This window comes from Streptomyces achromogenes (genome assembly GCF_030816715.1).
GTDB classification, from domain to species: Bacteria; Actinomycetota; Actinomycetes; order Streptomycetales; family Streptomycetaceae; genus Streptomyces; species Streptomyces achromogenes_A.
Genome location: NZ_JAUSYH010000001.1, coordinates 2,271,812 through 2,295,272, shown reverse-complemented (window position 1 = coordinate 2,295,272; position 23,461 = coordinate 2,271,812). Strand labels below are relative to the sequence as shown.

The window sequence follows — 23,461 nt, the reverse complement described above, 5'->3', positions numbered from 1 at the left end:
GGGTGGTCGGGGACATCCCAAATACAGCTCGCCGGCACCTCGTGGCCGGCGTACCAACGAGGAGATCGGTTCGTGACGATCCGCGTAGGCATCAACGGCTTTGGCCGCATCGGTCGTAACTACTTCCGCGCGCTGCTGGAGCAGGGTGCTGACATCGAGATCGTGGCTGTCAACGACCTGGGTGACACCGCGACCACCGCTCACCTGCTCAAGTACGACACCATCCTGGGCCGTCTCAAGGCCGAGGTGTCGCACACGGCAGACACGATCACTGTGGACGGCCACACCATCAAGGTGCTGTCCGAGCGCAACCCCGCCGACATCCCGTGGGGCGACCTCGGCGTCGACATCGTGATCGAGTCGACCGGCATCTTCACCAAGAAGGCCGACGCCGAGAAGCACATCGCGGGCGGCGCCAAGAAGGTCCTCATCTCGGCTCCGGCCAAGGACGAGGACATCACCATCGTGATGGGCGTCAACCAGGACAAGTACGACCCGGCGAACCACCACGTCATCTCCAACGCCTCCTGCACCACCAACTGTGTGGCGCCGATGGCCAAGGTCCTCGACGAGAACTTCGGCATCGTCAAGGGTCTGATGACGACGGTCCACGCGTACACCAACGACCAGCGCATCCTGGACTTCCCGCACTCGGACCTGCGCCGCGCCCGCGCCGCCGCCGAGAACATCATCCCGACCACGACGGGCGCCGCGAAGGCCACCGCCCTGGTCCTGCCGCAGCTCAAGGGCAAGCTGGACGGCATCGCGATGCGCGTGCCGGTCCCGACCGGCTCGGCCACCGACCTGGTCGTGACCCTCCAGCGCGAGGTCACCAAGGACGAGGTCAACGCCGCGTTCAAGAAGGCCTCCGAGGACGGCGACCTCAAGGGCTACCTGGCCTACACCGAGGACCCGATCGTCTCCTCGGACATCGTCAGCGACCCGGCCTCCTGCACCTTCGACTCCTCCCTGACCATGGTCCAGGAGGGCAACTCGGTGAAGATCCTCGGCTGGTACGACAACGAGTGGGGCTACTCCAACCGCCTCGTGGACCTGACGGTCTTCGTCGGCGCCCAGCTCTGATCGACAGAGCGAGCACGTTGATGTGAGAGCAGGGCCCGGGCGGCGCAAGGACGCGCCGCCCGGGCCCTGACTCACGTGCAGACCAGCCCTCTTAGGATCACGAGCACCACCAGTCCTCCCGGGAGCCCACTCAATGAAGACGATCGACGAACTTCTCGCCGAAGGCGTCGCAGGCAAGCGCGTCTTCGTCCGCGCCGACCTGAACGTGCCGCTGGCCGGCACCACCATCACCGACGACGGCCGTATCCGCGCCGTGCTGCCCACCGTCAAGGCGCTGGCCGAGGCGGGCGCCCGCGTGGTCGTCGCCTCCCACCTGGGCCGCCCCAAGGGCGCTCCGGACCCGGCCTTCTCCCTCGCTCCCGCCGCCGCGCGCCTCGGTGAACTCCTCGGCGCCGACGTGGCCTTCGCGACCGACACCGTCGGCGACTCCGCCACGGCCACCGTCGCCGGCCTCGCCGACGGCCGGGTCGCGGTCGTCGAGAACCTGCGCTTCAACGCCGGCGAGACCTCGAAGGACGACGCCGAGAGGGCCGCCTTCGCCGACCGGCTGGCCGTCCTCGCCGACGTGTACGTGGGCGACGGCTTCGGCGCGGTGCACCGCAAGCACGCGTCCGTGTACGACCTCCCGGGCAAGCTGCCGCACTACGCCGGCTACCTGATCGCCACCGAGGTCGGCGTCCTGAAGAAGCTCACCCAGGACGTCGCGCGCCCCTACGTCGTGGCGCTCGGCGGCTCCAAGGTCTCCGACAAGCTCGCCGTCATCGACGAACTGCTCGGCAAGGCCGACCGCATCCTCATCGGCGGCGGCATGGCCTTCACCTTCCTCAAGGCCCAGGGCCACGAGGTCGGCACCTCCCTCCTCCAGGAGGACCAGATCCCGGTCGTCACCGAGTACCTGGAACGCGCCGAGAAGCAGGGCGTCGAGCTGGTCCTCCCGGTCGACGTCGTGGTCTCGCCCGGATTCCCGGACCTGAAGGCCAAGGCGCCCACCGAGCACGCCGCCGTCGACGCGGACAAGATGCCCGAGGGCCGGCTGGGCCTGGACGTCGGCCCGAAGACGGGTGAGCTGTACGCGGGCAAGCTCGCCGACGCCGCGACCGTGTTCTGGAACGGTCCGATGGGCGTCTTCGAACACCCCGACTACGCCGAGGGCACCAAGGCGGTCGCCCAGGCTCTCATCGACTCGGACGGCTTCACCGTCGTCGGCGGTGGAGACTCCGCCGCGGCCGTGCGCACGCTCGGCTTCGACGAGAACGCATTCGGCCACATCTCGACCGGTGGCGGCGCCTCCCTCGAATACCTCGAGGGCAAGACGCTCCCCGGCCTCGCCGCACTGGAAGGCTGACCCCGCATGACCACTCGTACGCCGCTGATGGCGGGCAACTGGAAGATGAACCTCAACCACCTCGAGGCCATCGCGCACGTCCAGAAGCTCGCCTTCGCCCTGGCCGACAAGGACTACGAGGCCGTCGAGGTCGCCGTCCTGCCGCCCTTCACCGACCTGCGCTCCGTGCAGACCCTGGTCGACGGTGACAAGCTCAAGATCAAGTACGGCGCCCAGGACATCTCGGCGCAGGACTCCGGCGCCTACACCGGCGAGATCTCCGGTGCGATGCTCGCCAAGCTGAAGTGCACGTTCGTGGCGATCGGCCACTCCGAGCGCCGGCAGTACCACGACGAGACCGACGAGCTGGTGAACGCCAAGGTCAAGGCCGCCTACAAGCACGGCCTGACCCCCATCCTGTGCGTCGGCGAGGAGCTGGACGTCCGCGAGGCGGGCAACCACGTCGCCCACACCCTCGCCCAGGTCGAGGGCGGTCTGAAGGACCTACCGGCCGAGCAGGCCGAGTCCGTCGTGATCGCCTACGAGCCCGTGTGGGCCATCGGCACCGGCAAGGTCTGCGGCGCCGAGGACGCGCAGGAGGTCTGCGCCGCCGTCCGCGCCAAGATCGCCGAGCTCTACACCCAGGAGCTGGCCGACAAGGTCCGCATCCAGTACGGCGGCTCCGTCAAGTCCGGCAACGTCGCCGAGATCATGGCGCAGGCCGACATCGACGGCGCGCTGGTCGGCGGCGCCTCGCTGGACGCGGACGAGTTCGTCAAGATCGTGCGCTTCCGCGACCAGTGATCCGAGCTGTGAGTATGCGGTAGCGGCGATCCGTCGTACTCTTGCGGGGGCATAGCGCCACGCGGCGCAGCCGCACGGGAATCGGCGCTGTGCCCCCGTTGTCCGTTCCGGTCCTTATCCGAATCCGAGGAAGTTGGTCCAGCCGTGGTTTTGGGGTTCTCGATCGCCCTGATCGTCTTCAGCCTGCTGCTGATGCTGCTGGTGCTGATGCACAAGGGGAAGGGCGGCGGCCTCTCCGACATGTTCGGCGGTGGCATGCAGTCCTCCGTCGGCGGTTCCTCGGTCGCCGAGCGCAACCTCGACCGCATCACCGTCGTGGTCGGGACGCTGTGGTTCGCCTCCATCATCGTCCTCGGCATCCTGATGAAGACGAACAACTGATCAGCTTCTCACAGGCACGCACATTCCGGTACGTAAGGCCCCATGTTCGGTACGCGCAGCAGAGCGCGGCCTATCATGGGGCTTGCGTCCAGGTGTGGGAGCTGTAACTCCAATCACTGGACGCGCGTTGGGCCTTACGTAGACTGAGGCGCTCGCGGCGAAGCGAAACGCCGACTCGCTTCGCGGCACCATCACGCAGGGAGTTACGACCGTGGCAAGTGGCAACGCGATCCGAGGTAGCCGGGTCGGGGCGGGGCCGATGGGCGAGGCCGAGCGGGGCGAGTCCGCGCCCCGTCTGCGCATCTCCTTCTGGTGCTCCAACGGACACGAGACGGTGCCCAGCTTCGCCAGCGACGCGCAGGTTCCCGAGACCTGGGACTGCCCGCGCTGCGGCTTTCCCGCCGGGCAGGACCGGGACAACCCCCCGGACCCCCCGCGCACCGAGCCCTACAAGACGCACCTCGCCTATGTGCGGGAGCGGCGCAGCGACGCGGACGGCGAGGCGATCCTCGCCGAGGCGCTCGCCAAACTGCGGGGCGAGATCTAGGGCGGACACGCCCTGGTGACGTAGACCGGCCGGGTGCCCGAGGGCGCCCGGCCGAAGCTGTTTCGCGCCCGGGCCGTCAGCCCGCGCAACGGTCCTCCGCGCTGCCCTCCGCCGTTCGCCGCGGCCCTGCCTCGTCGCACACACCGCCGCCGCGCTGATACCCGAGCGCCTGCGGGACGTACCTCCTGTTGCCCCGGGCGCCACGGCACGTCCGCTCGTGCTCACTCCTGATCAACTAGGTTGGGAGCGGCGGGGCAAGGCGTGCGAGGCAGCACGGACAGGTGAGGAAGGGCTGAAGTCCGAGATGAACGCAGACGGCCGTACGAGGCTGAACCAGACGCCCGAGTGGACCGCTCTGGCCGAACACCGCGAGGAACTCGGCGAGGTGCGGCTGCGCGAGCTGTTCGCCGCCGACCCCGACCGCGGCGCCGGTCACACCCTGCAGGTCGGCGACCTGCACATCGACTACTCCAAGCACCTCGTCACGGACGAGACACTGCGACTGTTGCGTGAGCTGGCCGCGGCGGTCGACGTGTTCGGGCTGCGGGACGCCATGTTCCGCGGCGAGCGGATCAACACCACCGAGGACCGCGCGGTGCTGCACACCGCCCTGCGCGCCCCGCGCGACGCGGTGATCGAGGTCGACGGGGAGAACGTCGTCCCCGCCGTGCACGCCGTCCTCGACAAGATGGCCGGCTTCGCCGAGCGGGTGCGCTCCGGAGAGTGGACCGGCCACACCGGCCGGCGCATCCGCAACGTCGTCAACATCGGCATCGGCGGCTCCGACCTGGGCCCGGCGATGGCCTACGAGGCGCTGCGCAGTTACACCGACCGCGACCTCACGGTCCGCTTCGTGTCCAACGTGGACGGCGCGGACCTGCACGAGGCGGTCCGCGACCTGGACCCGGCGGAGACGCTGTTCATCGTCGCGTCGAAGACCTTCACCACCATCGAGACGATCACCAACGCCACCTCGGCCCGCTCCTGGCTCCTCGACGGACTGGGCGGCGACGAGAAGGCGGTCGCCCAGCACTTCGTCGCCCTGTCGACGAACGCCGGGAAGGTCGCCGGCTTCGGCATCGACACGGCCAACATGTTCGAGTTCTGGGACTGGGTCGGCGGCCGCTACTCCTACGACTCGGCGATCGGCCTGTCGCTGATGATCGCCATCGGCCCGGACCGCTTCCGTGAGATGCTCGACGGCTTCCACCTCGTCGACGAGCACTTCCGCACCGCGCCCGCCGAGTCCAACGTCCCGCTGCTGTTGGGGCTGCTGGGCGTGTGGTACGGCAACTTCCACGACGCGCAGTCGCACGCCGTGCTGCCGTACAGCCACTACCTGTCGAAGTTCGCCGCCTATCTCCAGCAGCTGGACATGGAGTCCAACGGCAAGCACGTCGGCCGCGACGGCACGGAGGTGGACTGGCAGACCGGCCCCGTCGTCTGGGGCACGCCGGGCACCAACGGGCAGCACGCCTACTACCAGTTGATCCACCAGGGCACGAAGCTCATCCCGGCCGACTTCATCGGCTTCGCCCGGCCGGTCGACGAGCTCAGCGGCGAACTCGCCTCCCAGCACGACCTGTTGATGGCGAACTTCTTCGCGCAGACGCAGGCGCTGGCCTTCGGCAAGACGCCCGAGGAGGTCCGCGCGGAAGGAGTGCCGGAGGAACTGGTGGCGCACAAGACGTTCAAGGGCGACCACCCCACCACGACCATCCTGGCGAAGGAACTCACTCCGTCCGTCCTCGGCCAGCTCGTCGCCCTCTACGAGCACAAGGTGTTCGTGCAGGGCGCGGTGTGGAACATCGACTCCTTCGACCAGTGGGGCGTGGAGCTCGGCAAGGTCCTCGCCAAGCGCGTGGAGCCCGCCCTCACCGAAGGCGCCGACGTCGCCGGTCTGGACGGGTCCACCCGGGCCCTCGTCGCCACGTACCGGGAGCTGCGCGGCCGGCAGTGAGGCGACCCCGGCCGGAGCGGCCCTGCTGACGGTGCCGATCTGCTGCTGACAGCACTCGACGCCGGGTCCCTGGACGGGACCCGGCGTCGAGTGCTGTCGCGCAGAAGGCGTTACGACGAAGCCGGCGGATACAGCGACCTCGGCAGCCGCGAGGCCGCCGCCGAGTCCAGCAGCCACAGGGTGCGGGCGCGTCCCTGGGCTCCCGCGGCCGGGGCCTGGATCTCGCCCGCTCCGGACAGGGCGATCGCCGCGGCCTGCGCCTTGTCCTCGCCGGCCGCGAGCAGCCACACCTCACGGGCCGCCCGGATCGCCGGGAGGGTGAGCGTGACGCGGGTCGGCGGGGGCTTGGGCGCGCCGCGGACGCCGACCACCGTGCGCTCGGTCTCCCGCACGGCCGGCAGCTCCGGGAAGAGCGAGGCCACATGGGTGTCCGGGCCGACGCCCAGCATCAGCACGTCGAAGGACGGGACCGTGCCGTGGTTCTCGGGACCGGCCGCGCGGGCCAGTTCCTCGGCGTAGGACGCCGCGGCCGCCTCCACGTCGGCGCCGTCGGGACCGTCCGACGCGGGCATGGCGTGCACACGCTTCGGGTCCACCGGGACGGAGTCGAGCAGGGCCTCACGGGCCTGCGTGACGTTGCGCTCCGGGTCGCCCTCGGGCAGGAACCGCTCGTCGCCCCACCACAGGTCGAGCCGCGCCCAGTCGACGGCGTCGCGGGCGGGCGCGGCGGCCAGCGCGGCCAGCAGGCCGTTGCCGTTGCGGCCGCCGGTGAGGACCACGGACGCATGGCCCCGGGAGGCCTGCGCGTCCACGATCTTCGTGATCAGCCGGGCCGCCGCGGCCTGCGCCATCAGCTCCTTGTCGCGGTGGACGACCAGCTGGGGCGTGCTCACTGCTGATCCGCCTTCCTGACCGGGGGCATCTGCGCGGGAGACGGCCGGTCGCCGTCACCGGAGCCCGGTGAGGCGGTGGCCGGCGCGGCAGGGGCGGCCGGGCCGGAGTCACGGCCGGCGGCAGCCGGTTCCGCCACGGCGCGGACCGGCAGGGACGGCGGGGGCTGGGAGGCCGCCTCGGCCCGCTCCGCCACCCGCTCGGCGGCCGACTGCAGGCCGCCCAGCCGGTCCACGCCGAACCGCAGGGCGGACGCGTACGTGTCGTCGGGGTCGAGCCTGCGCAGCTCCTCCGCGAGCAGCTCCGACGTCTCCCGGCGCTTGAGCGCCACCGCCCGGTCGGGCTGGCCGGGCAGCGCCAGGGTGGCCATCGCCCCGTCCGACCGGTGCAGCGTGATCGGGCCGCCGGTGGTCTCCATTCGCACCTGGGTCAGACCGGGGCCGGCCGAGACCGCGCGCCGGACGTGCACATGGAGCCGGTCGGCGAGCCACATGGCGAGCAGCTCGACGCTCGGGTTGGACTCCTCGCCCGCCACCTCGGCGGACACGATCTCGCAGCTGACCTGGTCGAGTGCGGCGGCCAGCATGGAACGCCACGGAGTGATCCGGGCCCACGCCAGGTCGGTGTCGCCCGGCTCGTAGCTCTCGGCGCGGGAACGCAGCTCGTCGACGGGCTTCTCCGCCGTGTAGCTGTCGGTGACCCGGCGCTGGCCCAGGGCGCCCAGCGGGTCGCCCGCCGGGTCGCGCGGAGCGTCCACCGACCACCAGACCACCACGGGCGCGTCCGGCAGCAGCAGCGGCAGCACGACGGACTGGGCGTGGTCGGACACCTCGCCGTACAGCCGGAGGATGACCGTCTCGCCGCTGCCGGCGTCCGCGCCGAGGCGCACCTCGGCGTCGAGGCGGGACTGGGTGCGGCCCCGGGGGGAGCGGGAGACGCGCTTGATGACCACGAGCGTGCGCGAGGGGTGCTCGTGCGACGCGTCGTTGGCGGCCTTCAGGGCGTCGTAGGCGTTCTCCTCGTCCGTGACGACGACGAGGGTGAGCACCATGCCGACGGCGGGTGTGCCTATCGCACGGCGGCCCTGCACCAGCGCCTTGTTGATCTTGCTGGCAGTGGTGTCCGTGAGGTCCGTTTTCATGGCCGGCGCCAGCTCCGTCCGTCTCGCTCGAGCATCTCGTCGGCCTCGACCGGCCCCCAGGTGCCCGACGGGTACTGCGCGGGCCTGCCGTTCTTGTCCCAGTACTGCTCGATCGGGTCGAGGATCTTCCAGGACAGCTCGACCTCCTCGGTGCGGGGGAAGAGGTTCGAGTCGCCCAGCAGCACGTCCAGGATCAGCCGCTCGTACGCCTCGGGCGAGGACTCGGTGAAGGACTCGCCGTAGGCGAAGTCCATCGACACGTCCCGGATCTCCATGGAGGTGCCGGGCACCTTGGAGCCGAAGCGGACCGTGATCCCCTCGTCCGGCTGGACCCGGATGACGATGGCGTTCGCCCCGAGCTCCTCGGTGGCCGTGGAGTCGAAGGGGGAGTGCGGGGCCCGCTGGAAGACGACCGCGATCTCGGTCACCCGCCGGCCGAGCCGCTTGCCGGTGCGCAGGTAGAACGGGACGCCCGCCCAACGGCGGTTGTCCACGCCCAGCTTGACTGCCGCGTAGGTGTCGGTCTTCGACTTGGGGTCGATGCCGTCCTCTTCGAGATAGCCGACGGCCTTCTCGCCGCCCTGCCAGCCGGCCGCGTACTGACCGCGCACGGTGTCGCGGCCCAGGTCCTTCGGCAGCCGGACGGCGCCGAGCACCTTGGTCTTCTCCGCGGCCAGCGCGTCCGCGTCGAAGGAGGCGGGCTCCTCCATGGCGGTCAGCGCCATCAGCTGGAGCAGGTGGTTCTGGATGACGTCACGGGCGGCGCCGATGCCGTCGTAGTAGCCGGCCCGGCCGCCGATGCCGATGTCCTCGGCCATGGTGATCTGCACATGGTCCACGAAGGACCGGTTCCAGATCGGCTCGAACATCGTGTTCGCGAAGCGGAGCGCCAGGATGTTCTGGACGGTCTCCTTGCCCAGGTAGTGGTCGATGCGGAAGACCTGGTCCGAGCCGAAGACCTCGTGGACGACCTTGTTGAGCTCCTCGGCCGAGGCGAGGTCGTGACCGAAGGGCTTTTCGATGACCGCGCGCCGCCAGGAGCCGTTCTGCTGGTCGGCCAGCCCGTGCTTCTTCAGCTGCTTGATGACCACCGGGAAGGAACGCGGTGGCACCGAGAGGTAGAAGGCGAAGTTGCCGCCCGTGCCCTGGGCCCGGTCCAGTTCGTCGATCGTCGCGCGCAGCCGCTCGAACGCCTCGTCGTCGTCGAAGGTGCCCTGCACGAAGCGCATGCCCTGGACGAGCTGCTGCCAGACCTCCTCGCGGAAGGGCGTGCGGGCGTGCTCCTTGACGGCGTCGTGGACCTCCTGCGCGAAGTCCTCGTGCTCCCACTCCCGGCGGGCGAAGCCCACCAGGGAGAAACCCGGCGGCAGCAGACCCCGGTTGGCGAGGTCGTACACGGCGGGCATGAGCTTCTTCCGGGACAAATCGCCCGTGACGCCGAAGATGACCAGGCCCGACGGCCCCGCGATACGCGGGAGCCGTCGGTCGGCGGGGTCACGCAGCGGGTTGCTGCTCGACAAATTCTCAGCCCTCCGAGGGGGCGAGGCGCTGGAGCTCCGCCTCGGTCGACTTGAGCAGGTCGTTCCAGGACGCCTCGAACTTCTCGACGCCCTCGTCCTCGAGGAGCTGGACCACCTCGTCGTAGGAGATGCCGAGCTTCTCGACGGCGTCGATCTCGGCGCGGGCCTGCTCGTAGGTGCCGGCGACGGTGTTGCCGGTGATCGAGCCGTGGTCCTCGGCGGCGAACAGGGTCGCCTCCGGCATGGTGTTCACCGTGTTCGGGGCGACCAGGTCGTCCACGTACAGGGTGTCCTTGTACGCGGGGTCCTTCACGCCGGTGGAGGCCCACAGCGGACGCTGCTTGTTGGCGCCCGCCTTCTCCAGCGCGGCCCAGCGCTCGCCGGCGAAGACCTCCTCGTACGCCTGGTAGGCGAGGCGCGCGTTGGCGAGTCCGGCCTTGCCGCGGGCGGCCTTGGCCTCGTCGGTGCCGAGCGCGTCGAGGCGCTTGTCGATCTCGGTGTCCACGCGGGACACGAAGAAGGACGCCACGGAGTGGATCTTCGACAGGTCCAGGCCGCGCTCCTTGGCCTGCTCCAGGCCGGACAGGTAGGCGTCCATGACCTGGCGGTAGCGCTCCAGCGAGAAGATCAGCGTGACGTTGACGCTGATGCCCAGGCCGATGACCTCGGTGATGGCCGGCAGGCCGCCCATGGTGGCCGGGATCTTGATCAGCGTGTTGGGGCGGTCGACCAGCCACGCGAGCTGCTTGGCCTCGGCGACCGTCGGCTTGGTGTGGTGCGCGAGGCGCGGGTCCACCTCGATGGACACCCGGCCGTCCTGGCCGCCGGTGGCGTCGAAGACCGGGCGCAGGATGTCGGCGGCGTCACGGACGTCCGCCGTCGTGATCATGCGGATGGCCTCTTCGACCGTGACCCCGCGGGCGGCGAGGTCGGAGAGCTGATGGTCGTAGCCGTCGCCCTGGGAGATCGCCTTCTGGAAGATCGACGGGTTGGTGGTGACGCCCACGACGTGCTGCTGGTCGATCAGCTCGGCGAGGTTGCCGGACGTGATCCGCTTGCGCGACAGGTCGTCCAGCCAGATCGCGACGCCCTCCTCGGAGAGGCGCTTGAGTGCGTCTGTCATGGAATTACATCTCCTACGGGTCGTGTGTGAGCGTCAGCGCTGGGCGGCGGCGAGGGATTCCCGCGCCTTGGCCGCCACGTTCTCGGCAGTGAAGCCGTACTCCTGGAAGAGGACCTTGCCGTCGGCGGAAGCACCGAAGTGCTCCAGGGAAACGATGCGGCCGGCGTCGCCGACGTACTTGTGCCAGGTGAGGCCGATACCGGCCTCGACCGACACGCGGGCCCTGACGGACGGGGGCAGGACGCTGTCCCGGTACCCCTGGTCCTGCTCCTCGAACCACTCCACGGACGGCATGGAGACCACCCGGGTGGGCACTCCGTCGGCTTCCAGCCGCTCGCGCGCCTCGACGGCGACGTGCACCTCGGAGCCGGTCGCGAGCAGGATCACCTCCGGCGTTCCCGTGGAGGCCTCGAAGAGGATGTAGCCGCCCTTGGCGGTGTCCTCGTTGGGTTCGTAGGTCGGCACGCCCTGACGGGTGAGGACCAGGCCGTGCGGGGCGCCCTTGCCGAAGACCTTCGTCCAGCGCTTGAGGATCTCGCGCCAGGCGATCGCGGTCTCGTTGGCGTCGGCCGGGCGGACCACGTTCAGGCCGGGGATCGCGCGCAGCGACGCGAGGTGCTCGACCGGCTGGTGGGTGGGGCCGTCCTCGCCGAGACCGATGGAGTCGTGCGTCCACACGTAGGTGACCGGCACGTGCATCAGGGCAGAGAGCCGGACGGCGTTGCGCATGTAGTCGGAGAACACGAGGAACGTGCCGCCGTAGACGCGCGTGTTGCCGTGCAGCGCGATGCCGTTCATCTCCGCGGCCATGGAGTGCTCGCGGATGCCGAAGTGGACCGTGCGGCCGTACGGGCTCGCCTCGGGCAGCGGGTTGCCCTCGGGGAGGAACGACGACGTCTTGTCGATGGTGGTGTTGTTGGAGCCGGCGAGGTCGGCGGAACCGCCCCACAGCTCGGGGATGACCGCGCCGAGCGCCTGGAGCACCTTGCCGGACGCGGCACGGGTGGCGACGCCCTTGCCGGGCTCGAAGACCGGGAGCTTCTCCTCCCAGCCGGCGGGCAGCTCGCCCGCGGCGACGCGGTCGAACTCGGCGGCGCGCTCGGGGTTGTTGTCCCGCCACTGCTGGAACGACTTCTCCCACACGGCGCGGGCCGCCTGGCCGCGGTCCAGGGCGCCGCGGGTGTGGGCGATGACCTCGTCCGCGACCTCGAAGGACTGCTCCGGGTCGAAGCCCAGGACGCGCTTGGTCGCGGCGACCTCGTCGTCGCCGAGCGCCGAGCCGTGCGCGGCCTCGGTGTTCTGCGCGTTCGGGGCGGGCCAGGCGATGATCGAGCGCATCGCGATGAAGGACGGCTTGTCCGTCACCAGCTTCGCGGCCTCGATGGCGTCGTACAGGGCGTGCGGGTCCAGGTCGCCGTCCGGCTTGGGGGCGACCCGCTGCACGTGCCAGCCGTACGCCTCGTAGCGCTTGACCGTGTCCTCGGACACGGCCGTCTCGGTGTCGCCCTCGATCGAGATGTGGTTGTCGTCCCACAGCAGGACCAGGTTGCCGAGCTTCTGGTGGCCGGCCAGCGAGGACGCCTCGGCGGAGATGCCCTCCTGGAGGCAGCCGTCACCGGCGATGGCGTAGACGAAGTGGTCGAACGGCGATTCGCCGGCCGGGGCGTCGGGGTCGAACAGACCGCGCTCGTAGCGCGCGGCCATCGCCATGCCCACGGCGTTGGCGACACCCTGGCCCAGCGGGCCGGTCGTCGTCTCGACGCCCGTGGTGTGGCCGTACTCCGGGTGCCCAGGGGTCTTCGAGCCCCAGGTGCGGAAGGCCTTCAGATCGTCCAGTTCCAGGCCGAAGCCGGCCAGGTACAGCTGGGTGTACAGCGTCAGGGACGAGTGGCCGGCGGACAGCACGAAGCGGTCGCGGCCTACCCAGTCGGCGTCCGCCGGGTCGTGTCGCATCACCTTCTGGAAGAGGGTGTACGCGGCAGGCGCCAGGCTCATCGCCGTACCGGGATGGCCGTTGCCGACCTTCTGTACGGCGTCGGCGGCCAGGACGCGGGCGGTGTCCACGGCCCGCTGGTCCAGCTCGGTCCACTCGAGGTCTGTGGTGGTCGGCTTGGTGCTCACCCTGGGTCAGGGCTCCTCTCCACATGTCACACATGTCGAATACCGGTGCACGCGGCGCCCACCGGCCGTTGTCGAGCCTACCCCCGTCAGAACGTGCATTTTTTCGAGTCATTCCAGACTGCCGGGTAGCTTCGCGATCCGCCCGCCGACCGGCGAGTTTCCTGTTCAGCAAGTGAATACGGACCCGCTCGTACGAGTGCTCAACAGAGTGCGTTCCGGCTCTTCCGCGGGCCCCGTCCAACACGACCCCACCCCCGCGAATATCGGGGTATGGGCAACGTCTACAGTGGCGTGGTACGCGCGAGCCTTTACCCCGTATTCACGTGGGGAGCTCGCTGGGAGTCTCTGTCAGGGGTGTGCGTGACGGCCGTTGAATCCCGTCCAGTGGGGATTGTCGGGGCGAGCCAGAGCCCGAGCCGGCGGCCGGTCGGGGCCCGGGTCAAGGCGTTCGTGGCGCTGACCAAGCCGCGGATCATCGAACTGCTGCTGATCACCACCGTCCCGGTGATGTTCCTGGCGCAGCAGGGCGTTCCCGACCTCGGCCTGGTGGTGCTGACCTGCCTGGGCGGATATCTGTCCGCCGGCGGCGCCAACGCGCTGAACATGTACATCGACCGCGACATCGACGCCCTGATGGACCGCACCTCGCAGCGGCCGCTGGTCACCGGGATGGTCAGCCCGCGTGAATGCCTCGCCTTCGGAATCACCCTCGCGGTGGTCTCGACCCTGCTGTTCGGGCTCACGGTCAACTGGCTGTCGGCCTGGCTCGCCCTCGGCGCGCTCCTCTTCTACGTCGTCGTCTACACGATGATCCTCAAGCGGCGCACCTCGCAGAACATCGTGTGGGGCGGCATCGCAGGCTGCATGCCGGTCCTGATCGGCTGGTCGGCCGTGACGAACTCGGTGTCCTGGGCACCGGTCGTCCTCTTCCTCGTCATGTTCTTCTGGACGCCGCCGCACTACTGGCCGCTGTCCATGAAGGTCAAGGACGACTACGCGCGCGTCGGCGTGCCGATGCTGCCGGTCGTCGCCTCCAACAAGACCGTCGCCAAGCAGATCGTCCTCTACAGCTGGGTGATGGTCGGCGTCTCGCTCCTGCTGCAGCCGCTGGGCTACACCGGCTGGTTCTACACGGCGGTCGCGCTGACGGCGGGCGGCTGGTGGCTGTGGGAGGCGCACGGACTGCAGAACCGGGCGAAGGCCGAGGTCACGGGCGGCAAGCTGAAGGAGATGCGGCTGTTCCACTGGTCCATCACCTATGTGTCGCTGCTCTTCGTGGCGGTCGCGGTGGACCCCTTCCTGCGCTGAGCTCCCGACGGCCGGGGTGCGTGGTGGACGCCACGCACCCCGGCCGTCGCCGTTCGATCTACCCGTCGGTAGCATCCTGGCCATGGCAGACACCAAGCAGGTTGACGAGACAGCCGACGCCAAGCAGGCCGCGAAGTCCGAGCGCGCGGCCGCACGGCTGGCCCGGCGGATCAGCGCCTTCGCCAAGGAGCACGGCGGAGCCGAGGGCCAGGTCGCGCACCTCGGCGAGCGCGGCGCCCGGATCGTCCTGGTCGGCGAGGACGGCGGCTGGGGCGACCTGGTGGCCCCCTCGGTCGCCGTCGCCGAGCAGGCCGTCGGGAAGGCCGGCATCACCGTCCACGAGGCCTTCGACGGCGAGTTCGCGGCGAAGGTGCGGACCGGCCCCTACGAGTGGACGCGGATGGCGGGCATCCAGGTCGGCGGTCCGAAGAACGGCTGAGCGGCGAACGGTCGGCCAGCACCAACACCTGAGGCCCCGGTCACCCGTTAGGACCCGTAGAAGCGACGTGCAAGCGACGTGGTCCATCTCCCGGGGAGTCCGGATGATCGAAACGCCGTCCTTGGTGGACCAGTACTGCCACGGCGTCCTGCGTACGGAGCTGGGTCTCGGCACGTTCGAGGCCCAGCTGGCCCTGACCTCGGGCCCGCCGGCCCCCGGCACGACGCTGTTCGACACGCAGACGGGGTTCGCGGTACGCCGCTGGTGCCCCCCGCTGCTCGGTCTGGAACCGCACGCGCCGCCCGCCCGCTATCTCGCCCGGCGCCGTGAACTCGGCGTACTGGAGGCGGGCCGCCGGCTGCTGCGCGGCAGCGGCATCACGACGTACCTGGTCGACACGGGCCTGCCCGGCGATCTCACCGGACCGGGCGAGCTGGCCTCCACGGGCGACGCCGAGGCCCGCGAGATCGTGCGTCTGGAACTCCTCGCCGAGCAGGTCGCCGACACCTCCGGCAGCGTCGAGTCGTTTCTCGCGAACCTCGCCGAGGCGGTCCACGGGGCCGCCGCGAACGCCGTGGCCTTCACCTCCGTCGCGGGCGTGCGGCACGGCCTCGCGCTGGCGCCCGAACCGCCCGGGCCGGGGGAGGTGCGGGGTGCGGCGGGCCGCTGGCTGGCCGGGCGCAGGGCCGGCGGCGAGCTGAGCGACCCGGTGCTGCTGCGGCACCTGCTGTGGAGCGCCGTCGCCTCGGAGCTCCCGTTGCAGCTGCACGCGGGCCTCGGTGCGCCGGGCGCGCGGATCGACCGCACCGACCCCGCCCTGCTCACCGACTTCGTCCGCGCCACGGCCGGCTTCGGCACCGACCTCGTCCTGCTGCACGGCTACCCCTACCACCGGCACGCCGCCCACCTCGCGGGTGTCTTCCCGCACGTGTACGCCGACTCCGGCGCGGCCCTCGTCAGGACCGGCGCCCGCGCGGCGACCGTCCTCGCGGAGATCCTCGAGCTGGCGCCCTTCGGGAAGATCCTCTTCTCCACCGGCGCACACGGGCTGCCCGAGCTGCACGTGGTCGGGGCCCGGCTGTTCCGGGAGGCACTGGCGCGGGTGCTGGGCGGCTGGGTCGCGGAGGGCGCGTGGTCGCCGACGGACGCGCAGCGGGTGGCGGGACTGATCGCGTCGGGCAACGCCCGCCGGGTGTACGGGCTGGGCTGAGACGCGGGTACGGCCGGACGGCCCGGCCCGGGCGCGCGCGAATCAGACGCGGGTGCCGGCCGTCGCCTCCGGTGCCGGGTGCGGCAGGGCGGTCGGCGTTCCGGCGCGTTCGCGCAGCGCCAGGGGCACGCGCAGGACGGCGATCCACACCAGGCACGATCCGAGCATGTGCAGGGCGACCAGGATCTCGGGCAGGTCGGTGAAGTACTGGACGTAGCCGATGACGCCCTGGGAGAGCAGCACCAGGAACAGGTCCCGGGTACGGTCCAGCGGGCTCTTCGGGGCGTCCACCGCCTTGAGGATGAACCACAGGGCGAACGTCAGCGTCACCACGATCCAGGCGAGGACGGCGTGCAGCTTGGCCACCGTCTCCCAGTCCAGGGGCATCCGCTCGACCTCGCTGGAGTCGCCGGCGTGCGGTCCCGCGCCGGTGACGACCGTGCCGACGGCGATCAGCAGCGTCGAGGCGAGGACCAGGAACCACACCAGCTGCTGCACGGGCCTGCCGACCAGTGCGCGGGGCTCCCCGTCGCCCTCCCTGGTGCGCTGCCACATCACCGCGGCGACCGCGATCAGCGCCGAGGCGGCCAGGAAGTGCGCCGCGACCGTGTACGGGTTGAGCCCGACGAGCACGACGATCCCGCCGAGGACCGCGTTGCTCATCACCAGCCAGAACTGCGCCCAGCCCAGCCGGGTCAGGCTCCGGCGGTGCGGCTTCTCCGAGCGCGCGGCGATGATCGCCCAGCCGACGGCCGCGCACAGCACGTACGTCAGCATGCGGTTGCCGAACTCGATGGCGCCGTGGAAGCCCATCGCGCTCGTCGCGGTGAGCGAGTCGTCGGTGCACTTGGGCCAGGTCGGGCAGCCGAGGCCGGAGCCCGTGAGGCGGACGGCGCCACCGGTGACCACGATCACCACCGACATCACGAGCGCGAAGAGAGCCGCCCGCCGAACCGTCCGGGGAGCGGGGGTCCAGCGCGCGGCGATGAAGGCGAGGGGGTTGCGCACGGCGGCTACGGCGTCGGCACGGGTCACGTTCAGCACGCGTCCCATCGTAAGCGGGCTGCTTGTGCACGCTTTCACGAGGGTCCCCGGTGGCCGGGCGCCCTTATTCCCAGCGGAAGAACCGGCCGGCCGCCGTGAGGCCCACGACGGCCCAGACCGCCAGGATCGCCAGGTCGCCCCAGGGCATTCCCGCGCCGTGCCGGAGCACGTCCCGCAGGCCGTCGGAGAGCGCGGTGACGGGCAGCAGGCCGAGCACGTCCTGGACACCGGACGGGAACTTGTCGAGCGGCACGATCACCCCGCCGCCCACCAGCAGCAGCAGGAACACCAGGTTGGCCGCGGCCAGCGTCGCCTCCGCCTTGAGGGTGCCCGCCATCAGCAGGCCGAGGCCGGAGAAGGCGGCCGTGCCGGCGACCAGCAGCAGCAGGACGGCCGCCGGACTGCCGTGCGGGTCCCAGCCCAGCGCGAAGGCGATCCCCGTCAGCAGGATCACCTGGAGGATCTCCGTGACCAGTACCGACAGCGTCTTCGCCGTCATCAGGCCCCAGCGCGGCAGCGGGGAGGAGGCGAGCCGCTTCAGCACCCCGTAGCGGCGCTCGAACCCGGTCGCGATGGCCTGACCGGTGAAGGCCGTCGACATCACGGCCAGCGCGAGAATGCCGGGGGTGAGGAAGTCCACCGCCTCGCCCGCGCCGGTGTCGACCACGTCCACCGTGCTGAACAGCACCAGCAGGAGGGTCGGGATCACCACGGTGAGCAGCAGCTGCTCGCCGTTGCGCAGCAGCATCCTCGTCTCCAGCGCCGCCTGGGCCGCGATCATGCGGGGGAGCGGGGCCGCGCCGGGCCGCGGGGTGTAGGTGCCGGTGGCGGTCACGAGCGCAGCTCCTTGCCGGTCAGTTCGAGGAAGACGTCCTCCAGAGTGTGGCGTTCCACCGAGATCCGGTCCGGCATCACCCCGTGCTGCGCGCACCACGAGGTGACCGTGGCGAGCAGCTGAGGGTCGACCTTGCCCATGATCCGGTAGGAGCCCGGGGTCAGCTCGGCGGCGGAGCTGTCGGCCGGCAGGGCCTTCAGCAGCGAGCCGACGTCGAGCCCGGGGCGGCCGGTGAAGCGCAGGGTGTTCTCGGCGCCGCCGCGGCACAGCTCCTCGGGGGAGCCCTGCGCGATCACCGTGCCGGCGTCGATGATCGCCACGTCGTCGGCGAGCTGCTCGGCCTCGTCCATGTGGTGGGTGGTCAGGATGACCGAGACGCCGTCCGCGCGCAGGTCCCGCACGAGATCCCAGGTGGCGCGCCGGGCCTGCGGGTCGAGGCCGGCCGTCGGCTCGTCCAGGAAGACCAGTTCCGGGCGGCCGACGACGGCCATCGCGAGCGCGAGGCGCTGCTGCTGGCCGCCGGAGAGCCGGCGGTAGCTCGTACGGCCGCACGAGCCGAGACCGAGGCGCTCGACGAGGGCGTCGACGTCCAGCGGATGCGCGTGCAGCTTCGCCACGTGGCGGAGCATCTCGTCGGCCCGCGCACCCGAGTACACGCCCCCCGACTGCAGCATCACGCCGATCCGGGGACGCAGCTCCGCGGCCTGGCCCACCGGGTCGAGGCCGAGGACGCGCACCGTGCCGGAGTCCGGCCTGCGGTACCCCTCGCAGGTCTCGACCGTGGTCGTCTTGCCGGCGCCGTTGGGTCCGAGGACGGCGGTGACGCCTGCCCGGGCCGTCAGATCGAGGCCGTTCACCGCGGTCTTCGCCCCGTACCGCTTCACCAGGGCCTGGACCCGGACGACAGGCTCACTTCGCATGGCTCAAGAGTCTAGGTTCGCGGTCCGAAAGCCGGACCGCCGGGTAGGGGCACCGGCCGGACGCCGCGCACCCGGCGGGGTCCGGCCCGCGGGGGCGCTCAGCACTCGTCCTCGCGGGAGCGGTGCAGGGGCAGCCACCGCTGCGCGTACGCCACCGAGTCCGCGACCGGGAAGAGCCGGGCGTCGGCCGCCCCGGCCGTGCCCCGCACGACGGGTCGGTCCCGTTCGAAGTCGTGGCCGAGCTCGTCGAAACGGGCGGCGCTGATCGACACCTCGGTGACCTCCGTCCAGCCGTCCGGACCGGGCCGTCCCACCCGCACCAGCGGAGCCGGTATGCGGTATTCGGCGAGGTGGAAGCTTGTGCAGGCGCCGTAGCCCGTGCCGAGCATGAGCACCCGCGCGCCCTCCTGCTCCAGGCGGGCCAGCGGGCTGCGCTCGCCCAGCCGGCAGTCGGGCGCGTGCCCGTGGACGATCTCGGCGGCCCGTGCCCCGAGCGCCGCGAACGAGGCGTGCGGATGCGCGCTGCGCCGGGCGCCCGGCCAGGTGCGGACCGTCTCCGGGATCACGCCGACGCCGCGGGTGGGGGTGATGAGGGGGTCGTAGACGGGCATCGCCGCCCGGATGGTCTCCCACCACGGCTCGGGCACCGGAGGATCGCTCCACGCCGCCGGATCGGACAGCTGCCCGCTGTGGGCCGGGACGACGAGCGTGCCGTCCGGACCGAGCGCGTCCAGCAGCCCGTGCACGACCGCGACGGCGCCCCCGCACACCCAGCCGAGGGCGCTGAGAGAGGAGTGGACCAGGAGGATTTCTCCGGATTCGACACCGAGCGCGCCGAGGTCCGCAGCGAGGGTGCTTCGGGTGACGAGTGGGCCGGTGGGAGCAGGTGTGGGCATGGTCGCGCAGTCTCCTGGAAGACGGCCGCGCCGGCCAGCCGTTTGTCCGCCGGGCCGGGCGCCGCCGGTCGATCAAAGATCGTTTCTCCAGGTCAGATTAGGTATGCCTAAGTGATGCAGGGCACCGCCGGGTGGATCAAGCGTGGCTTGCCTGCCCCTGAGGAATTACGCAACAATGGCGTTGTGAAAAACGTCGGCGAGGCTCGGGAGACCCGCACGGGGACCCCGCAGGAGGAGCTCGCGACCGGAGAGCGCTCGACGCGCAACCGGGTCGCGCGGTCCGTCCTGGACCACGGGCCCTCCACCGTCGCCGAGCTGGCCGGCCGGCTGGGCCTCACGCAGGCCGCCGTGCGCCGGCACCTCGACGCCCTGGTCGCCGACGATGTCGTGCAGCCCCGTGAGCAGCGCGTGTACGGCGCGCGCACCCGCGGCCGTCCGGCCAAGGTCTTCGCCCTCACCGACTGCGGCCGGGACGCCTTCGACCAGTCCTACGACAAGCTCGCCGCGGACGCCCTGCGCTGGATACAGGAGCGCCTCGGCGGGGACGAGGCCGTGGTCGCGTTCGCCCGCGCGAGGATCGCCGAGCAGGCCGCCGGATACCGTCGGGCGATCGAGGCGGCCGCCCCGGAAGAGCGCACCGAAGCCCTGGCCAAGGCCCTGAGCGCGGACGGGTACGCTGCTACGGCGCGCAGCGCACCGGTCGGCGAGCAGCTGTGCCAGCACCACTGCCCCGTCGCCCATGTCGCGGAGAAGTTCCCGCAGCTCTGCGATGCGGAGACCGAGATCTTCTCCCAGCTGCTCGGGACGCACGTCCAGCGGCTGGCGACCATCGCGCACGGCGACGGCGTCTGCACGACGTTCATCCCCAGAATTTCCACAGCCACCCAGAACGCATCCGCAAGCACGGCCGGGAGGAACCCCGCATGACGCTCCCCACGGAGACTGCCCACCCCGAACTCGAGGGTCTGGGCAAGTACGAATACGGCTGGGCCGACTCCGACACGGCCGGCGCCTCTGCGAAGCGCGGCATCAACGAGGACGTCGTCCGGGACATCTCCGGGAAGAAGTCCGAGCCCGAGTGGATGACGAAGCTCCGCCTCAAGGGCCTCAGGCTCTTCGAGAAGAAGCCCATGCCGAACTGGGGCTCGGACCTGTCGGGCATCGACTTCGACAACATCAAGTACTTCGTGCGATCCACGGAGAAGCAGGCGGAGTCCTGGGAGGACCTGCCCGAGGACATCAAGAACACGTACGACAAGCTCGGCATCCCCGAGGCGGAGAAGCAGCGCCTCGTCGCGGGCGTCGCGGCCCAGTACGAGTCCGAGGTCGTCTACCACCAGATCCGTGAGGACCTGGAGGAGCAGGGCGTCATCTTCCTCGACACCGACACCGCGCTCAAGGAGCACCCGGAGCTCTTCAAGGAGTACTTCGGCACGGTCATCCCGGTCGGCGACAACAAGTTCGCGTCGCTGAACACCGCGGTGTGGTCCGGCGGCTCCTTCATCTACGTGCCGAAGGGCGTGCACGTGGAGATCCCGCTCCAGGCCTACTTCCGTATCAACACGGAGAACATGGGCCAGTTCGAGCGGACCCTGATCATCGTCGACGAGGGCGCCTACGTGCACTACGTCGAGGGGTGCACGGCCCCGATCTACAAGTCGGACTCGCTGCACAGCGCCGTGGTCGAGATCATCGTCAAGAAGAACGCCCGCTGCCGCTACACGACCATCCAGAACTGGTCGAACAACGTCTACAACCTGGTCACCAAGCGCGCCGTGGCGTACGAGGGCGCGACCATGGAGTGGATCGACGGCAACATCGGCTCCAAGGTGACGATGAAGTACCCGGCCGTCTACCTCATGGGCGAGCACGCCAAGGGCGAGACCCTCTCCATCGCCTTCGCGGGCGAGGGCCAGCACCAGGACGCCGGCTCCAAGATGGTCCACATGGCGCCGAACACCTCGTCCAACATCGTCTCCAAGTCGGTGGCGCGCGGTGGCGGCCGCACCTCCTACCGCGGTCTCGTCGAGATCGGCGAGGGCGCCCACGGCTCCAAGTCGAACGTGCTGTGCGACGCGCTGCTCGTCGACACCATCTCGCGCTCCGACACATATCCCTACGTGGACGTCCGCGAGGACGACGTGTCCATGGGCCACGAGGCCACCGTCTCCAAGGTCAGCGACGACCAGCTCTTCTACCTGATGAGCCGTGGCATGACCGAGTTCGAGGCGATGGCGATGATCGTGCGCGGCTTCGTCGAGCCCATCGCGAAGGAGCTGCCCATGGAGTACGCCCTCGAGCTCAACCGGCTGATCGAGCTGCAGATGGAAGGCGCGGTCGGTTAAGACCCCGCCCTCCACCACCAGCTAGCGAAATCTGACGCAGGAAAGAGAGCAGACCGACAGCCATGGCTGAGGCTACGAATATCCCGGTGGGGTCCACCACCGCCGGCCAGATCGCGGTGGCCGCCGAGTCGACCGTCGCCACCCGCATGAGCGCGCCCCCGTCCTTCCACGTCGCGGACTTCCCGGTCCCGCACGGCCGCGAGGAGGAGTGGCGGTTCACGCCGCTGGAGCGGCTGCGCGGCCTGCACGACGGCACCGCCGTCGCCACGGGCGAGGGCGTCAAGGTCGCCGTCGAGGCCCCCGAGGGCGTCATCGTCGAACTCGTGGACCGCGACGACCCGCGGCTCGGCAGGGCCGGCGCGCCGGTGGACCGGGTCGCCGCCCAGGCCTACTCGGCGTTCGAGAAGGCCGGCGTGGTCACCGTCCCCAAGGAGACGGTCCTCACCGAGCCGATCCGCATCGCGGTGCACGGCGAGGGCGGGGTGTCTTACGGCCACCAGGTCATCGAGCTGGGCGCGTTCGCCGAGGCGGTCGTCGTCATCGACCACACCGGTGACGCCGTGATCGCCGCCAACGTCGACTACGTCCTCGGGGACGGCGCGAAGCTGACCGTCGTCTCCGTCCAGGACTGGGACGACAAGGCCGTGCACGTGGCCCAGCACAACGCCCTCGTCGGCCGTGACGCCAGCTTCAAGTCGGTCGTGGTGACCTTCGGCGGCGACCTCGTCCGCCTCCACCCGCGCGTGACGTACGCCGGCCCGGGCGCCGAGGCCGAGCTGTTCGGCCTGTACTTCACGGACGCCGGCCAGCACCAGGAGCACCGCCTGCTGGTCGACCACAACGTGCCGCACTGCAAGTCCAACGTCGTCTACAAGGGCGCCCTCCAGGGCGAGGCCGCGCACGCCGTGTGGATCGGTGACGTGCTCATCGAGGCCAAGGCCGAGGGCACCGACACCTACGAGATGAACCGCAACCTGGTCCTCACGGACGGCGCGCGCGTCGACTCGGTGCCCAACCTGGAGATCGAGACCGGCGAGATCGTCGGCGCCGGCCACGCCTCGGCCACCGGCCGCTTCGACGACGAGCAGCTCTTCTACCTGATGGCCCGCGGCATCCCCGCCGACGAGGCCCGTCGCCTGGTGGTCCGCGGCTTCTTCGCCGAGCTGGTCCAGCAGATCGGCGTGGCCGACATCGAGGAGCGGCTGCTCGCCAAGATCGAGACCGAGCTGGAGGCCACGGTCTGATGACGGCCTTCGTACGCGCCTGCGGACTGAGCGAGCTGGAGGACGACACCCCGAAACGGGTGGAGCTCGACGGCACGCCGGTCTCGGTCGTCCGCACCGAGGGGGAGGTGTTCGCGATCTACGACATCTGCTCCCACGCGAACGTCTCGCTCTCCGAGGGCGAGGTGGAGGACTGTCAGATCGAGTGCTGGCTGCACGGTTCCTCGTTCGACCTGCGCACCGGCAAGCCGTCCGGCCTTCCCGCGACGCGCCCCGTCCCCGTATACCCCGTAAAGATCGAAGGGGACGACGTGCTCGTCTCCCTCACCCAGGAGTCCTGAGGCAC

22 protein-coding genes are annotated in these 23,461 nt (G+C 70.6%); 13 read left to right on the top strand and 9 right to left on the bottom strand.

Annotated elements, in window-relative coordinates; all coding sequences use genetic code 11:
- Positions 1-72 precede the first annotated feature (72 nt).
- The 6 genes from gap to pgi all read left to right on the top strand — a co-directional run bounded on the left by gap (position 73) and on the right by pgi (position 6,099).
- Positions 73-1,083 carry a type I glyceraldehyde-3-phosphate dehydrogenase gene (gene gap / locus QF032_RS10410; protein WP_306953319.1) on the top strand — a complete coding sequence of 337 codons (1,011 nt, stop codon included), beginning with the start codon at positions 73-75 and terminating at the stop codon, positions 1,081-1,083.
- Between the two features lie 133 nt (positions 1,084-1,216).
- Positions 1,217-2,428 (top strand): phosphoglycerate kinase, encoded by a 1,212-nt coding sequence (locus QF032_RS10405; protein WP_307055835.1) that lies wholly within the window; start codon positions 1,217-1,219, stop codon positions 2,426-2,428.
- 6 nt (positions 2,429-2,434) lie between these two features.
- The gene (gene tpiA, locus QF032_RS10400) at positions 2,435-3,211 is read left to right on the top strand and encodes a triose-phosphate isomerase (protein WP_306953321.1); all 777 of its coding nucleotides are present in this window, start codon (positions 2,435-2,437) and stop codon (positions 3,209-3,211) included.
- Positions 3,212-3,355: 144 nt separating this feature from the next.
- Positions 3,356-3,592 carry a preprotein translocase subunit SecG gene (secG, locus tag QF032_RS10395; RefSeq protein ID WP_107444596.1) on the top strand — a complete coding sequence of 79 codons (237 nt, stop codon included), beginning with the start codon at positions 3,356-3,358 and terminating at the stop codon, positions 3,590-3,592.
- 211 nt (positions 3,593-3,803) lie between these two features.
- Positions 3,804-4,139 (top strand): RNA polymerase-binding protein RbpA, encoded by a 336-nt coding sequence (locus tag QF032_RS10390; RefSeq protein WP_078615979.1) that lies wholly within the window; start codon positions 3,804-3,806, stop codon positions 4,137-4,139.
- 304 nt (positions 4,140-4,443) lie between these two features.
- Positions 4,444-6,099 (top strand): glucose-6-phosphate isomerase, encoded by a 1,656-nt coding sequence (gene pgi / locus QF032_RS10385; protein ID WP_307055833.1) that lies wholly within the window; start codon positions 4,444-4,446, stop codon positions 6,097-6,099.
- Positions 6,100-6,209: 110 nt separating this feature from the next.
- Here pgi and pgl read toward each other — a convergent pair whose 3' ends face one another.
- The 5 genes from pgl to tkt are packed head-to-tail and all read right to left on the bottom strand — an operon-like array spanning position 6,210 to position 12,895.
- Positions 6,210-6,992, bottom strand: a complete 783-nt coding sequence (gene pgl / locus QF032_RS10380; RefSeq protein WP_307041768.1) for a 6-phosphogluconolactonase — start codon at positions 6,990-6,992, stop codon at positions 6,210-6,212.
- On the bottom strand, positions 6,989-8,131 hold the full coding sequence (gene opcA, locus QF032_RS10375) for a glucose-6-phosphate dehydrogenase assembly protein OpcA (protein ID WP_307041766.1): 1,143 nt from the start codon (positions 8,129-8,131) through the stop codon (positions 6,989-6,991). The genes pgl and opcA overlap by 4 nt, the downstream gene beginning before the upstream one ends.
- Positions 8,128-9,651, bottom strand: coding sequence for a glucose-6-phosphate dehydrogenase (gene zwf / locus QF032_RS10370; RefSeq protein WP_306953328.1), 1,524 nt, complete (start codon positions 9,649-9,651; stop codon positions 8,128-8,130). The genes opcA and zwf overlap by 4 nt, the downstream gene beginning before the upstream one ends.
- Positions 9,652-9,655: 4 nt before the next feature.
- Complete coding sequence (tal, locus tag QF032_RS10365; RefSeq protein ID WP_306953329.1) at positions 9,656-10,774, bottom strand: transaldolase; 1,119 nt, start codon at positions 10,772-10,774, stop codon at positions 9,656-9,658.
- Positions 10,775-10,807: 33 nt separating this feature from the next.
- Entirely contained in the window at positions 10,808-12,895 is a 2,088-nt protein-coding gene (gene tkt, locus QF032_RS10360; RefSeq protein ID WP_307041764.1) for a transketolase, read from the bottom strand.
- Between the two features lie 354 nt (positions 12,896-13,249).
- On the opposite strand from tkt, the gene QF032_RS10355 reads away from it, so the two are divergent.
- The 3 genes from QF032_RS10355 to QF032_RS10345 all read left to right on the top strand — a co-directional run bounded on the left by QF032_RS10355 (position 13,250) and on the right by QF032_RS10345 (position 15,852).
- Positions 13,250-14,203 carry a heme o synthase gene (locus tag QF032_RS10355; RefSeq protein ID WP_306953333.1) on the top strand — a complete coding sequence of 318 codons (954 nt, stop codon included), beginning with the start codon at positions 13,250-13,252 and terminating at the stop codon, positions 14,201-14,203.
- A gap of 82 nt (positions 14,204-14,285) precedes the next feature.
- Positions 14,286-14,642, top strand: coding sequence for a hypothetical protein (locus QF032_RS10350; RefSeq protein ID WP_306953335.1), 357 nt, complete (start codon positions 14,286-14,288; stop codon positions 14,640-14,642).
- A gap of 103 nt (positions 14,643-14,745) precedes the next feature.
- The gene (locus QF032_RS10345) at positions 14,746-15,852 is read left to right on the top strand and encodes an amidohydrolase family protein (RefSeq protein WP_307041762.1); all 1,107 of its coding nucleotides are present in this window, start codon (positions 14,746-14,748) and stop codon (positions 15,850-15,852) included.
- 42 nt (positions 15,853-15,894) lie between these two features.
- On the opposite strand, the gene QF032_RS10340 is transcribed toward QF032_RS10345, so the two are convergent.
- The 4 genes from QF032_RS10340 to QF032_RS10325 all read right to left on the bottom strand — a co-directional run bounded on the left by QF032_RS10340 (position 15,895) and on the right by QF032_RS10325 (position 19,547).
- On the bottom strand, positions 15,895-16,905 hold the full coding sequence (locus QF032_RS10340; RefSeq protein ID WP_307055830.1) for a COX15/CtaA family protein: 1,011 nt from the start codon (positions 16,903-16,905) through the stop codon (positions 15,895-15,897).
- A gap of 55 nt (positions 16,906-16,960) precedes the next feature.
- Complete coding sequence (locus QF032_RS10335; RefSeq protein WP_307050016.1) at positions 16,961-17,677, bottom strand: ABC transporter permease; 717 nt, start codon at positions 17,675-17,677, stop codon at positions 16,961-16,963.
- Between the two features lie 50 nt (positions 17,678-17,727).
- A complete protein-coding gene (locus QF032_RS10330) occupies positions 17,728-18,651 on the bottom strand; it encodes an ABC transporter ATP-binding protein (RefSeq protein ID WP_306953340.1) in 924 nt (307 codons plus the stop codon).
- Positions 18,652-18,749: 98 nt separating this feature from the next.
- Entirely contained in the window at positions 18,750-19,547 is a 798-nt protein-coding gene (locus QF032_RS10325) for an aminoglycoside N(3)-acetyltransferase (RefSeq protein ID WP_307055829.1), read from the bottom strand.
- Positions 19,548-19,730: 183 nt separating this feature from the next.
- On the opposite strand from QF032_RS10325, the gene QF032_RS10320 reads away from it, so the two are divergent.
- The 4 genes from QF032_RS10320 to QF032_RS10305 all read left to right on the top strand — a co-directional run bounded on the left by QF032_RS10320 (position 19,731) and on the right by QF032_RS10305 (position 23,456).
- On the top strand, positions 19,731-20,474 hold the full coding sequence (locus QF032_RS10320) for a helix-turn-helix transcriptional regulator (protein ID WP_307041756.1): 744 nt from the start codon (positions 19,731-19,733) through the stop codon (positions 20,472-20,474).
- Entirely contained in the window at positions 20,471-21,892 is a 1,422-nt protein-coding gene (gene sufB / locus QF032_RS10315; RefSeq protein ID WP_307041754.1) for a Fe-S cluster assembly protein SufB, read from the top strand. Before QF032_RS10320 ends, sufB begins: the two co-directional genes overlap by 4 nt.
- 62 nt (positions 21,893-21,954) lie before the next feature.
- Entirely contained in the window at positions 21,955-23,136 is a 1,182-nt protein-coding gene (gene sufD / locus QF032_RS10310) for a Fe-S cluster assembly protein SufD (protein ID WP_307055827.1), read from the top strand.
- A complete protein-coding gene (locus tag QF032_RS10305; RefSeq protein ID WP_306953347.1) occupies positions 23,136-23,456 on the top strand; it encodes a non-heme iron oxygenase ferredoxin subunit in 321 nt (106 codons plus the stop codon). Before sufD ends, QF032_RS10305 begins: the two co-directional genes overlap by 1 nt.
- Positions 23,457-23,461 lie beyond the last annotated feature (5 nt).

Bases quoted from the DNA above. Each gene is read 5' to 3' on its own strand.
- QF032_RS10330 (WP_306953340.1), bottom strand. From the start codon at position 18,651: ATGCGAAGTGAGCCTGTCGTCCGGGTCCAGGCCCTGGTGAAGCGGTAC.
- QF032_RS10305 (WP_306953347.1), top strand. From the start codon at position 23,136: ATGACGGCCTTCGTACGCGCCTGCGGACTGAGCGAGCTGGAGGACGAC.
- tal (WP_306953329.1), bottom strand. From the start codon at position 10,774: ATGACAGACGCACTCAAGCGCCTCTCCGAGGAGGGCGTCGCGATCTGG.
- QF032_RS10350 (WP_306953335.1), top strand. From the start codon at position 14,286: ATGGCAGACACCAAGCAGGTTGACGAGACAGCCGACGCCAAGCAGGCC.
- QF032_RS10325 (WP_307055829.1), bottom strand. From the start codon at position 19,547: ATGCCCACACCTGCTCCCACCGGCCCACTCGTCACCCGAAGCACCCTC.
- opcA (WP_307041766.1), bottom strand. From the start codon at position 8,131: ATGAAAACGGACCTCACGGACACCACTGCCAGCAAGATCAACAAGGCG.
- QF032_RS10345 (WP_307041762.1), top strand. From the start codon at position 14,746: ATGATCGAAACGCCGTCCTTGGTGGACCAGTACTGCCACGGCGTCCTG.
- tpiA (WP_306953321.1), top strand. From the start codon at position 2,435: ATGACCACTCGTACGCCGCTGATGGCGGGCAACTGGAAGATGAACCTC.
- sufB (WP_307041754.1), top strand. From the start codon at position 20,471: ATGACGCTCCCCACGGAGACTGCCCACCCCGAACTCGAGGGTCTGGGC.
- QF032_RS10335 (WP_307050016.1), bottom strand. From the start codon at position 17,677: ATGATCGCGGCCCAGGCGGCGCTGGAGACGAGGATGCTGCTGCGCAAC.
- sufD (WP_307055827.1), top strand. From the start codon at position 21,955: ATGGCTGAGGCTACGAATATCCCGGTGGGGTCCACCACCGCCGGCCAG.
- pgi (WP_307055833.1), top strand. From the start codon at position 4,444: ATGAACGCAGACGGCCGTACGAGGCTGAACCAGACGCCCGAGTGGACC.
- QF032_RS10340 (WP_307055830.1), bottom strand. From the start codon at position 16,905: ATGGGACGCGTGCTGAACGTGACCCGTGCCGACGCCGTAGCCGCCGTG.
- QF032_RS10405 (WP_307055835.1), top strand. From the start codon at position 1,217: ATGAAGACGATCGACGAACTTCTCGCCGAAGGCGTCGCAGGCAAGCGC.